Origin of the sequence: Soonwooa sp. (assembly GCF_030151385.1) — a bacterium.
Taxonomy (GTDB): domain Bacteria; phylum Bacteroidota; class Bacteroidia; order Flavobacteriales; family Weeksellaceae; genus Soonwooa.
In genome coordinates, this window is record NZ_JASLDS010000071.1 from 35,861 (window position 1) to 49,068 (window position 13,208).

The following is a 13,208-nucleotide window of genomic DNA, read 5'->3' on the forward strand; positions in this document are numbered from 1 at the left end:
TAAAATCAATAATAAAACTTTGATAACTGGCTACTAATGAATTCAATTGTAATAAATATAGGCAATACCAACATTCGTTTTGGATTGTTTGACGAAGACAACTGTGATATTTCGTGGGTAATTAATACCAAACCTTATCGCACAAGAGACGAAATGTATGCGCAGTTTTTGATGTTGTATCAAACCTACAAAATCGATCCTTTAACGATTGACAAAATAATTATCGGCTCGGTAGTACCTCAACTAACAAGAGATATATCGAGTGCGGTTGAAAAGATTCATGGTAAAAAGCCCATTTTGGTGGACCGCACAACGCCATCAGGTGTACAAGCAAAATCCAAACAAATGGGAACGGACATCTACGCCAACTTGGTTGCTGCTCACAATCTTTATCCTGCTAAGAAGAAAATCGTCTTGGATTTCGGAACAGCTTTAACAGCAAGTTGCGTAACCGAAACAGGAGAAACACTAGGTGTTATCATTGCGCCCGGCATTATCACCTCTCTTAATTCGTTGATTAACCAAACAGCGCAACTTCCCGAGATTGAACTTAAAAAACCAAAATCAGTACTTGGACTCGACACCGTGACCTGTATGCAAAGCGGTATGGTGTACGGATTTCTAGGAATGGTAGAAGGTTTTATTGACAGAATAAATAATGAAGTTAATGATGATTGTTTTGTAGTTGCGACAGGCGGCGTTAGCCATGTCTACAAACCACTTACTGACAAAATACATTTAGCAGATCGTCTTCACACATTAAAGGGACTTTATTATCTCGGAAAAGATTTATAAAATAGAACCACTTCTAAACAGGAGTGGTTTTTTATTTCCATTCGGTGATTATTTGGGATTGGTTTTCGAATTGGTTAAAGTAAGCGTTGAATCGTGCTTTTACCAATTCTTTTCGGCCTTCAAGATTCCAAGAAAGATATAAGACATTGACACCAATTTGTGTTTCCCAAAGTGAAGAAAATCTTTGCGCTTGATTTTTAGTTTTACTAAAAATTTGTGGAACATTAAAATAATTGTGCACTGTACGACCTTTCCAAAGTTTGTCTTCGGTTTTAATAAAATATTTCGGCGAATCGATGGCAGAAAAAACTTCATTAATTGCGCTAAAAAACACCGAATTTTCGTTGCTATTGGCGTTTTCTAGATAACAGCTAACTTGTCCGTTTTTCATTTCAGTTATAAGATCTGCTCCTTTGGAAGTTACCAGTTTTTCCTCTTTTAAAAGTTCAAAAACGACCTCACAGATTTTTGAAAAAAAGCTGATTGGTTCTTTATAAAGATACCAAAGCTTAAAAGATTTGTAAAGCGGTTTAGCAAACATTAAAGCGCCAATCGCTGTGAAAATCCAACCCAAATGGAAGACACTCCAGATGTTTTGAGTTCCCAAAAAATTCTTGAGCATCACCAAAATACCTTGCCAACTAAAGCTCGCGATTCCCAAAGTCAACATTGCAAAAACATTACGAACGGATTTGTCAAAATAAAACCGTTTGGTCTTTTTGGCTTTAAAAACCTCTTCTGGAATCGCAAATTCGTCAAGCATTTGATGGCCGTTCGATATTGCTTTTTCCCACTTTTCCAAAAGCGAATAACGTTGTGTCGCTAGTGCTTTGCTTGCTTGATTTGTCATTTCAATTTTATCAAGCGCAAAACTGTTTACTGGAAGATGTAATCTAGAAAAATTATTAGAAATCAAATCATTATTATAATCTACTCCAACAAAAGCTTTAAAACGTCTCTGCATCATCGTCATATCATTTCCGCCATTTTCGCCAAGTGGATTAACGCTCACCAAATGCCAAACATTACTGGTTTTTGTCAAGTTGCTGGCAGGAAGTCGTAACGCCCGACCGCGCATCTGATTGGACAAAACAAAAGATCCGACAAAGCTTGCAAGAATAATCGAATTAATGCAAGGCGCATCCCAACCTTCTCCCAGCAAAGCTTTGGTGCCGATAATCGTTTGAAAATATCCTTCTTCAAATAGCTCAGTGATAATGCCGACCAATTTATTCTGAAAGCTGTCCGAAACATTGATTAACACGAAATTTTCATCATAAGTGAGTTTTTCGAGTTTTAAATTAACAATATTTTGGTCCGCACATTTTTTGAGAAAAGCCTCTTCCACAGATTTTGGTAAAACCACCAAACTTCCTGTGAGAACAGCCATTTTGAAACCTGCTAAATCTTTGCGACGCAAACTTTCGAAAATTGAAAACACGCCAATCCTATTAAGGACGATATTGTTTTGCGAAGATGTACTGATAAATTCTTTTCTGATGTAATCTGTCAAAATCACCAAACGCAGATTTTCCTTTAACGAAGAAAATTCCAATTCCGTAATAGCGATAATACTTTCCAACTTATTAATGCTTTGCGCAAGTAGACTGTCGACTTCATTATTAAGTCTAAAATTTATCGTTTGTTCGCCCAAAACACCAGCGCTTCTAAGATTCTGAATCCATTGCTTTTTTTGCTTTTCGTTGACATAATTTTCGTAGTCAGAAGTCAGAAGTAATTTCGTCAAGAGAAGACTCAACCAACCAGGTGTCAAATCCGGAATACTATCGGCATTGGCGCCAATCACTTCAAAATGCTCAAGTGGAAACTGGAAATTTTTGAACTTTAAAAAAATAATAACCGCCGAATAAAAACTAAAATCCTGAAATATTTTTTGTTCATTTTCTTGAGGCGATTTAACAATACTTAAATTCGTTAGAAGCTCATACAGCTCATTATCATTGATAAAATCGTTAAAAACTTGGTTGGATTTTTCTTTTATTTTTTCAATGCTTTCATATTCTGTTCGGCTCGGAAAGTTGTAATAGACAAAATCCTGATGCGCGCACAAGCTTTTTTCCTTAACCAATTCTGGAACACTAATCTCCGCATCCACAGTGCCGTTAAGTGTTATATAATTCAGCCATTCGGCGTAGGCGCTGTCATAAGGCGGCGTTGCTGTCAACGAAATATTAACGATTTCGAAATGGCTTTGCAATTGTGCTAAACTCCGATACCATTCTTTTTTAAGATGGTGGGCTTCGTCCAAAACCAAACAAGAAAACTTAACCTCTTTCATGGATTTTATTAAAGCATTAAAACGCTTTGGATCTTTCTCTACAGCATTTAGCGCTTGATAAGTATCGATTGTAAGAAAACTAGGTTTATTGACATCCAAAGAAATCCAATCTGGCTTTTCTTTTAAATCTAAAAACAAGGTCAGAAAACGATCAAGCCATTGATTTTTAATGGTATTGGTCGGCGCCAGAATTAGTGTTGGCTTGTTAATTCGAAGTAACATTTCGAGTCCCAGCACAGTTTTGCCAGAGCCTGGCGGCGCAATAATATATACCTGATTATCTTGCAAATAGCTTTCAAAATTTTCTAAAAGCCTTTGCTGATAATCGCGCCATGGATATCTAAAACTGATGTTTTCTGGGAAACCGGTCATCTTTTGGATTTAAAAAAATCTTTGACAATCTGTGAGCATTGCTGCTCCAAAACGCCTATTTCGACTTCTGTTTTGGGATGTAGCGACAATCCTTTAGTGATGTAACCACGATGTTCGTCTCGAGCGCCAATAACAACTTTGGAAATTTGTGACCACGTCAGCGCACCAGCACACATCACGCAAGGCTCCAAAGTCACGTAAAGCGTACAATTTTGCAAATATTTACCACCCAAATAATTGGCAGCAGAAGTAATCGCTTGCATTTCGGCATGTGCCGTAACATCGTTAAGTGCTTCCGTCAAATTATGCGATTTTGCAATCACACGATTATTGGAAACAATGATGCAACCAATTGGCACTTCGTCTCTTTCGTAAGCTGCTTCTGCCTCTTGATAGGCCATCTTCATAAAATATTCGTCGGTAAACATATTTTTAAACTAGCTAAATTTTGGTTAAATAAAGTTTTAATTTTTAGCGATTGTAATCGGAATCGAATAATAAGAACGAACAGGAAAACCGTTAATGTAAGCTGGCGAAAACTTGTCAGGAAGTAGATACAAAACGATTTCGCCTTGACGGTTAAAACTTGGACTGCTACCATCTGCTTTCACTTGGCTAATACTGCCATCGCGCTCTACCACAAATTGCACTTTGGTTGTTAGCTTTTCGTTATCTTCAAAATTGACATTTTCGGTATAGATATTTTCCGAAACAAAACTTCGCACGGCATCAATACCACCTGGATATACGGCTTGCGCATCTTTTTGGTAAGCGACTTTTTGAGAATCGTTATTAACTTGTTTAGAAATTTTTGAAAGATCTTCAAGGTTTTTAACTTTTACCAAAGTCCCTACGAAGGCAGAATTTTCGACGCTATCAAGTTTTTTGAAAAATGAAATTCGTTGCGAGTTAAGCAGCTCAGCCATGTGAGCATCTGTTAATTGGTTTTGACGTTTGCTAAATTCCATATCCAACAAAACACGGTGTTGTTGAAACTTTTCTTTAACTTGTCTAAACTCTGGATTGACTTGACTTTTCACCAATAAAAAACTGAACGAAAAGAAAACTAACATCATAATTTTGTACATCCTCAATATTCTAATCTTGTAAAAATACAGAATCAAAATCTGAAAACTCTAATTTTATTTTCATAATATTACAAAACAAGGATTCCAAAACTGCAACAAGTATGACTACTAAATCAACATTTTTTATTTGTTCTGCAATGATGCTTGCAGCCATAAGTCTTACGAGTTGTAAAAAAGAAAGTTCTTTTGCCGACGACATCGAGTTGACTTTTCCAAAAAACGATACTTTGACTTATCAAAAATTCAATGAAGGTATCGATGAATCTGGAACCTCGATTCTGTATATTGGTGCAGAACAAAAATCAATTCCTATCCGATATTATCAGACTACAATTGAACCGCCTCCCGCTCCGCCAGACTACAAATTTTCCAAAGAAGAGTTGGAATTAAATGAAAAAAGAGGAAAACAGATGGCAAATATTTTTTATCCAAAGAATGATTTTGTAAAATATAGTGATCGATCAGTTGGCTGGGATTCTTTAAGTTCCAAAAACATAGAAATTGTCGTAAAACCCAATGATACCATTCCTAAATACGCCTATAACTTCGAAACCGAAACAGTAAAAAAATATAAAGCCTTTCCTGTTTTCATTAAAAATATTTCTAATAAAACGCTAAAACTATCTATCAACAAATCTTTGGGTTTAGTGGTTAGAAATCTAAACAAAAAATGGCAATTACTCTGGAATGATAATGCTCCGCTAGGTTGTTTTGAGCCATTCGAAAATCATTGGTACATGGAATTAAAGCCAAGTGAAATAATGATATACAGTATCAATTTTTTAGAGGGAAAAGACAAAGCTGATTGTAAAATATTGCTACCATTTAAATTGAAATCAAAAACTTTCCAAATGAATTACGACAAAAGCATCCTAAAAAAACAACGAAAAACTTACGAAATCGAAGATTAAAAAAAAGCCGCTCCAACTGGAACGGCTTTCATATTATGTATAAAAAAATTAATCATTCAGTTTCAAAACTGCCATAAATGCAGATTGAGGAACTTCTACACGACCAATTTGTTTCATTTTCTTTTTACCTTCTTTTTGTTTTTCAAGAAGTTTACGCTTTCTGGAAATATCTCCACCATAACATTTTGCGGTAACGTCTTTTCTTAAAGCTTTAATGGTTTCTCTCGCAATAATTTTTGCTCCCAAAGCTGCTTGAACTGCAATGTCGAATTGCTGTCTTGGAATCAACTCACGCAACTTTTCACACATTCTTTTACCAATATAATAGGCATTAGAATCGTGAATCAATGACGATAATGCATCTACCATATCACCATTAATAAGGATATCCATTTTCACCAACTTTGACGCACGGAAACCAATTGGATGATAATCGAAAGAGGCATAACCTTTAGAAATTGATTTTAATCTATCATAAAAATCGAAAACAACTTCTGCCAACGGCATATTGAAAATTAATTCAACTCTATCTGCTGTCAAATAACTTTGGTTAACGATTTCGCCACGTTTTTCAATACAAAGTGTCATTACTGAGCCAACGAAATCGGATTTTGTAATGATAGAAGCTTTAATATAAGGCTCTTCCACTCTGTCCATTGTCATTGGGTCCATCATTTCGGATGGGTTGTTAATCAAAATAGGAACTTCTGGTTCTTTTTTTGTGTAACCGTGGTAAGATACGTTAGGAACAGTTGTGATAACGTTCATGTTGAACTCTCTATCCAAACGCTCTTGTACAATTTCCATGTGCAACATTCCCAAGAATCCGCAGCGGAAACCAAATCCTAAAGCTGCAGAACTTTCTGGCTCGAAAACCAAAGAAGCATCATTCAAACGAAGTTTTTCTAATGAAAATCTTAATTCTTCAAAATCCTCAGACTCGATTGGATAAATACCTGCAAAAACCATTGGTTTTACTTCTTCGAAACCGTCAATTGCAGCTGCAGCAGGGTTTTCAGTAGCCGTAATTGTATCACCTACTTTTACTTCGCGAGCATCTTTAATCCCTGAAATAATATAACCAACATCGCCCGTTTTGATTTCTTGTTTAGGCGCTTGTTTAAGTTTCAAAGTTCCTACTTCATCGGCATCATAGGTTTTTCCAGTTGCCATGAATTTTACTTTTTGACCTTTTTTAATGCTTCCGTTAACCACTTTGAAGTAAGCTTCAATTCCACGGAAAGGATTATAAACAGAGTCAAAAATCAAAGCTTGAAGCGGCGCATCTGGCTCTCCAACTGGTGCTGGAATTCTTGCAACGATTTGCTCCAAAAGATTGTGAACACCTTCTCCTGTTTTACCAGAAACTCTAAGAACGTCTTCATATTCGCAACCAATTAAATTCATGATTTCATCGGTAACTTCCTCTGGATTTGCAGATGGCAAATCGATTTTATTAAGAATCGGAATAATCGTTAAATCGTTTTCTAAAGCCAAATAAAGGTTAGAAATGGTTTGCGCTTGAATGCTTTGTGCTGCATCAACAATTAGCAAAGCACCTTCACAAGCCGCGATAGAACGAGAAACTTCGTAAGAAAAATCTACGTGTCCAGGTGTGTCGATAAGATTCAGAACATATTTTTCACCATTCAATTCGTAATCCATTTGGATAGCGTGAGACTTAATAGTGATTCCACGTTCTTTTTCCAAATCCATATCATCCAAAGTCTGAGATTGCAGCTCTCTCTGGGTAACAGTATTGGTATATTCTAAAAGTCTGTCTGCCAATGTACTTTTACCGTGGTCGATATGTGCAATGATACAGAAGTTTCTTATGTTTTTCATTTATAATTCTTGTAATTTGCAAAAATACATTTTTTTTAGTTTTATTACTATTACCCATCATGCATTTAGGCTTTGAATTTCATAAACTAAGTGTTAACGCCTTTGTTTGCCTTAAATATTTACATAATTATACTATTAAACTTTGTTTAGCATTGCGATAATTTCAAACGCAAAGCTAGACAAGGAATAACATTTAGCTAATATGTTTTTAAGATTGGCAAAGGCACTTCGTTTATCAAATGAAACACAAACAATTGTTTATCTATCATTTGTATTTAGCTACCTAGATATCCAATAGCTAACTTATTGTATAACCTAGATTATTAAATTATCCGAAATCGCGGCCGGGATAGAAGCGGCATCCTTTTTCCGGAGTGAGGCGGCGGAGCGCAGCGGAGCCGTCCGAGCGAAGGGAAAAGATATAGCGAATAGCCCGAATTGTCCGCCCAAATAAAAGTAATACATATAAACAATGTTAAAGATTTATAAAATTGACGGCTTTATTCGAGGCTTCGCATATTATTTGATTAAATTTGGAGAACAATTGAACATTAACATAAAAAACAATTATTATGGCTTTTGAATTACCAAAATTAGGTTACGCATATGATGCTCTAGAACCAAACATCGATGCAAAAACAATGGAGATCCACTATACTAAACACCACCAAGCTTATGTTGATAATCTTAACAAAGCGATTGAAGGTACGGATCTAGAAGGTAAAACGATTGAGGAAATCTGCAAAATTGGCACCGACAAACCTGCAGTTAGAAATAATGGTGGTGGTCACTATAACCACTCGCTTTTTTGGGTAATTTTAACACCTGGAGGTAGCAAAGAGCCTGTTGGAAATGTAAAAGCTGCTATCGAAAATTATGGTGGTTTTGAAAAATTCAAAAATGATTTTTCTGAGGCTGCAAAAACAAGATTCGGGTCTGGATGGGCTTGGTTATGCAAAAAAGAAGATGGTAGCGTTGCTGTATGCTCAACACCAAACCAAGATAATCCACTAATGCCTGTTGCTGATTGCAAAGGTACGCCAGTGCTTGGTCTTGATGTTTGGGAGCACGCTTATTACCTACATTATCAAAACAGAAGACCTGACTATGTTGGTTCTTTCTTTGATGTTATCAACTGGGATAAAGTTGAGGAGCTTTTCAATAAATAAGCTACAAACAATCTCTATTATATGACGGCGGGCGACCATTAATGGTCGCCCGCCGTTGTTTTTAATATTAACAATTGTTAATCTGAAATCGTTTGTAATTTTAAATTGACATAAGAGATTGTTAATGTATTTTTTGAAAGCTGGGTTCAAATTTTGGGTTTCTAGTTAGAAGTTAGATGTTTTAATTACGCATTAAGATTAGTCGCTCTCAGCTTGGATTTTAAACTGGATTCAGATCATACTAGCATTGATACAAAAGCCATTTGTCAAAGTATAACATTTTGTATTGTCCTAAATATTCCGTTTTGTACAGAGATGTTTTTAAAGAGGAGCAATTTGTTTTTGAAACAATTTCTTCTTTAAATCTAAAATAAAAAAAGGGCGCCCAATCTCCGATTGGGCGCCGCTATATTAAGTGTAATTTTTCTAACCTCTAAGGTTCTTTTTGTAAAACCACAAATGCAGGGAAGTGATCACTATAACCTCCCGTAAATTTGTCTCCATCCCAAGATCTAAACGGATAACCTTTGTAATTCCCTTGTTTATTTATTAAATAATCAGGAGCATAGATTTCGGTTCTTAGGACTGTATAATCTTTTTTAAGAACATCTGCTGGTGCATATAAGTTAGCAGAAACAATGATTTGGTCAAACAAGTTAGGTGCATCTTGATAAGCTAGAGATGCCACACCTTTCTTATATAAAGGATACATCAAATTAAGATACGGCATAGACTCTGACAAATCTTTTGGCGAAGCCGCTGCTTTAAGAATGTTTTTAAGACTCGAACTAATTGGATCATCATTGAAGTCACCCATTGCAAGCATCTTTGTATTTGGGTTCATTACACGGATACTATCCATTTGTTGTTTTAGCACTGCTGCAGCTGCATTTCTTTTTGGTAAAGAAATCGCTTCTCCACCTCTTCTTGATGGCCAGTGGTTAAGGAATAAAGCAATTGGCTCATTATCCAACATACCTGTTACTACCAAAATATCTCTTGTATATTCTCTTTTGCCATTTTCACCATAGATTTTAATTTCTTTCTTTAAAGAATTGGTTGGTGTAAATCTTCTTTTCTGATAAATAAAAGCAACATCAATACCTCTATAATCGTAAGAGTTGTAATGGATAATACCATAATCGTATTTTGCTAAAGCTGGCTGCTTAACGATATCTTGAACAACTTGTCTGTTTTCTACTTCAATAAGCCCAACAATAACTGGCGCAGTACCAGTGTATTTTTGTCCAAGTTCGGAGATAACTTTAGATTCGTTTTCAAGCTTTTTGTTATAGATTTTGTGATCGTAATTTTTAGCACTTTTGGGTGTAAACTCATCCGAACCACTTTGGTATCTTACAACACGTTTCCCTTTTAGAGCATCATCACTCCATTCGCCTTTGTAGTTTTCGTCAACTGTAAGGTATTTGATCGAGTCAATTGGAATACTTCTGTGGAATGAAGGATTGCTTTTATCCTTTGTACCATCAATATAATCAGCAGATTGGATAGTATCCCAAAGGTTTTCAACATTAAGAAAGCCTATTGTTGCAACCTTTCTTAATTGGCCTTTTTGTTGGGCGAAAACTAAACATCCAAGAGCTAAAGTCAAAATACTTAGATATTTTTTCATTGTATAAGATTTTATTAAAATTTTGAGGACGACAAATGTACTATATTATTCTATAGTTTCTTAGCAAATCTAAAAAAATTAACAGACGCTTTAAGAGGTGTTAACTAAATTTAATCATAAATTAAGGATAATGATTATTAAATATATTTTTTTTAAGTACATTTGTGCCCCCGCAGCATAATGCATTGAAAGTTAAGTATAAAAAAGAGATTATAAATAGTTCAAAGTATGATTAAAAAGTTATCATTAGTCTCCTTATTTACGTTGCTTCCAGCATCTTTTTACTTTGCGCAAACGACTGCTTTTGCGTATCTTAAAGATTCTGAAGGAAAACCTGTTGAAAGAGCAAACGTAAGTCTAAAAGGAGAAGGAAATGATGTAACGGCTGACAAGATTGGTTACTTCCAATTTGTTGATTTAAAGCCCGGTCATTATCAGATTATTGTAGCGAAACCAAATTTCGAAACGAAGGTTTTAGAATTTGATGTTAACGCAGAAAAGAAAAAAGATCTAGGCGTTATTACGCTTTACTCGACACTTTCCGGAGCAGACCAAGGCCTTGCAATAATTGACACATCTGGAGGTGACGAAGGATCTAACCAAGGATCCACTGTTGGTCTTCTACAATCTTCGCAAGACGTCTTCAACAGAACTGCAAGTTACGACTTAGGATTCTATTGGTTCCGTCCAAGAGGTATTGATGGCAGAACTGGAGAAAATCTGCTAAATGGTGTATCTATGGCAGGTGCTGATGATGGTAATGTAGACTTTGGTACATGGGGAGGACTTAACGAAATCACGCGTTATCCAGAAATCGCAAGCAACCATGCTCCATCAGAATATGCATTCGGTGGTGCAAGTTCGGTTATTTACAAAAATACTTTGGCTGGCGACTACAGAAAAGGCAGTCAATTAACTTACTCTTTAGCTAACAGAAACTACAGAAATAGATTATCTTATAGATTCTCTTCTGGAATGTCAAAAAGTGGATGGGCTTTCACAGGGATGATTGCTAGACGTTGGGCACAAGAAGGAATCCAGGAAGGAACTTTCTATGATGCATACAGCGGCTATTTAGGAATTGAAAAAAAATTAGGAAACCATACACTAGCATTCAACGCTATTGGTTCTAAATATGATAGAAGTACTTCTAGTCCAAATACGCAAGAAGTTTACGATTATCGTGGCATCCATTACAACTCATATTGGGGCTGGCAAGGTGGCGAAAAGCGTAGCGAAAGAGTAAAAAGAGGTTTCCAACCAGTTTTACAACTTTCAGACTATTGGAAAATCAGCAATCGTGCTAACCTTTGGACGACAGTTTCCTACCAATTCGGAAAAGAAAAATCTTCTAGATTAGATTGGTACAAAGCGGATAACCCGTCGCCAACATATTACAGAAACTTACCAAGCTATTGGATCAATTACACTAACCCATCTCCGGATCAATTTGCAAATATTGCAGAAAGAGAAAATTGGTGGACTAGTAACGACCAATCACACACACAAATTAACTGGGATAACTTATATGCTAAAAACCGTGACGGTGCTTTATACATGCCATCACTTGGTGGTAGAAGAGCGGCTTACTTTCTAGTTAACGATGTTAAAGATGATAAAATTTGGAATGCATCGACTCACTTTACTTATGACTTTACAGACAAGACTAGATTTATCTTAAACGTTGCCTATCAAAACTACAAATCAGAACAATACAGAGAAGTAAATGATCTTCTAGGTGCTGATTTTGCTTTGAACATGGATGCATTTGCTAACAACACAACTGGTAGCACAATCTATGGTCAATTCAACACTAAAGAATCTAATCAAGATGTTGCAAAAAAAGTTGGTGATAAAATTGGTTACGATTACATCTTTACAAGACAAGAAGTAAAAGTTAATCCAGCTGTAAAATTCTCAACAGGAAACTTTGATGTTTTAGTTTCTGGTCTATTCGGATATACTACTAACAACAGAGAAGGTCTTTTTGAGCATTATCTTTACCCATCTTCTTATGGAAAAGGCGGTGACAAAAACTTCTGGAATGCTGGTCTTAAAGGTCAAGTTAGCTACAGAATCAATGGGAGAAACTTCTTAGTATATAACGGAGCATACTTCTCACAAGCACCTTATCTTAATGATATCTACTTCAATGCAAGAGTTAGTGCTGTTGCGACACCAGACATTAAGAATGTTATTATTGACGCTAATGACTTAAGCTATGTATTAAATACACCAGTTGTTAAGTTAAGGTTAACAGGTTATATCGTTAACACTCAAAATGATACTAGCGTACAAAGATATTTTGCACAAGGTATTAAATTAACAACACTAACTGAAGCAGGCGATCAAGCGCCTGTACAAGACGGTGCATTCATTACGCAAGTTCTTGCAAATGCTAACAAAAGAAATATGGGTATAGAACTTGGTACTCAGGTTAAAATTACACCTAGTTTAACAGCTTCTGGTTTGGTAAGTTTAGGACAATATACCTATACTAACAATCCTACGGTATATTTTGCATCAGATGCAATCGGAACCTTTAGAGAAGTAAACGCTCAAGGTAACATCGTATCAAGATCTTATACTAACATGGGAACTGCAACGATTAAGAATTATAGACAAGGTGGTACACCACAAGAAGCATACTCTGTAGGCCTTCGTTACAGCAGTCCAAAATATTGGTGGATTGGTGCTAACTGGAATTACTTCGGGCATTCTTTCTTAGATCCATCACCAATAACAAGAACGGCGAGATTCTATACAAATCCAGCATCCGGAGTTCCTTTTGATAATGCTACACCTGAAGAGTTAGCTAGAGTACTTGCTCCAACACAATTACCAACAGCATATTTCTTTAATGCTAACATTGGTAAATCATGGATGATTGGTAAATATTATGTTTTGGTATCTGGGTCGGTTAACAACATCTTAGGTAACAAAAATTATATCACAGGAGGATTTGAACAAACTAGAAACGTTAACTATCCAGATTTTGCAAAAGATTATGATAGCGGTAGTACTGTTTTTGCTCCTAAGTATTTCTACTCACAAGGAAGATCATATTTCGTAAACGTACAATTCAGATTCTAACAA

Annotated in this window: 9 protein-coding genes; 4 read left to right on the forward strand and 5 right to left on the reverse strand. The window is 35.9% G+C overall.

What is annotated here, in order from left to right; genetic code table 11:
- Window positions 1-36: 36 nt before the first annotated feature.
- Window positions 37-795, forward strand: a complete 759-nt coding sequence (locus Q1V95_RS13450; RefSeq protein ID WP_300674948.1) for a type III pantothenate kinase — start codon at window positions 37-39, stop codon at window positions 793-795.
- A 31-nt stretch (window positions 796-826) separates the two neighbouring features.
- Here the strand turns inward: Q1V95_RS13450 and Q1V95_RS13455 are convergent, their stop codons facing one another.
- From Q1V95_RS13455 to Q1V95_RS13465, 3 genes are read right to left on the reverse strand one after another with little or no spacing between them, the layout of a single operon-like run.
- Window positions 827-3,466, reverse strand: a complete 2,640-nt coding sequence (locus tag Q1V95_RS13455; RefSeq protein WP_300674950.1) for a DEAD/DEAH box helicase family protein — start codon at window positions 3,464-3,466, stop codon at window positions 827-829.
- The gene (locus tag Q1V95_RS13460) at window positions 3,463-3,894 is read right to left on the reverse strand and encodes a nucleoside deaminase (RefSeq protein ID WP_300674952.1); all 432 of its coding nucleotides are present in this window, start codon (window positions 3,892-3,894) and stop codon (window positions 3,463-3,465) included. Before Q1V95_RS13460 ends, Q1V95_RS13455 begins: the two co-directional genes overlap by 4 nt.
- A gap of 36 nt (window positions 3,895-3,930) precedes the next feature.
- Window positions 3,931-4,542 carry a hypothetical protein gene (locus tag Q1V95_RS13465; protein ID WP_300674954.1) on the reverse strand — a complete coding sequence of 204 codons (612 nt, stop codon included), beginning with the start codon at window positions 4,540-4,542 and terminating at the stop codon, window positions 3,931-3,933.
- Window positions 4,543-4,655: 113 nt separating this feature from the next.
- On the opposite strand from Q1V95_RS13465, the gene Q1V95_RS13470 reads away from it, so the two are divergent.
- The gene (locus Q1V95_RS13470) at window positions 4,656-5,465 is read left to right on the forward strand and encodes a hypothetical protein (protein WP_300674956.1); all 810 of its coding nucleotides are present in this window, start codon (window positions 4,656-4,658) and stop codon (window positions 5,463-5,465) included.
- Between the two features lie 48 nt (window positions 5,466-5,513).
- Here Q1V95_RS13470 and lepA read toward each other — a convergent pair whose 3' ends face one another.
- Window positions 5,514-7,310, reverse strand: a complete 1,797-nt coding sequence (gene lepA / locus Q1V95_RS13475) for a translation elongation factor 4 (protein WP_300674984.1) — start codon at window positions 7,308-7,310, stop codon at window positions 5,514-5,516.
- Window positions 7,311-7,882: 572 nt separating this feature from the next.
- Between lepA and Q1V95_RS13480 the strand changes: the two genes are divergently transcribed.
- Entirely contained in the window at window positions 7,883-8,479 is a 597-nt protein-coding gene (locus Q1V95_RS13480; RefSeq protein ID WP_300674986.1) for a superoxide dismutase, read from the forward strand.
- Between the two features lie 433 nt (window positions 8,480-8,912).
- Here Q1V95_RS13480 and Q1V95_RS13485 read toward each other — a convergent pair whose 3' ends face one another.
- Window positions 8,913-10,112, reverse strand: a complete 1,200-nt coding sequence (locus tag Q1V95_RS13485) for an endonuclease (RefSeq protein ID WP_300674987.1) — start codon at window positions 10,110-10,112, stop codon at window positions 8,913-8,915.
- Between the two features lie 228 nt (window positions 10,113-10,340).
- Here Q1V95_RS13485 and Q1V95_RS13490 point away from each other — a divergent pair, with 228 nt between their 5' ends.
- Window positions 10,341-13,205, forward strand: coding sequence for a carboxypeptidase-like regulatory domain-containing protein (locus Q1V95_RS13490; protein ID WP_300674989.1), 2,865 nt, complete (start codon window positions 10,341-10,343; stop codon window positions 13,203-13,205).
- Window positions 13,206-13,208 lie beyond the last annotated feature (3 nt).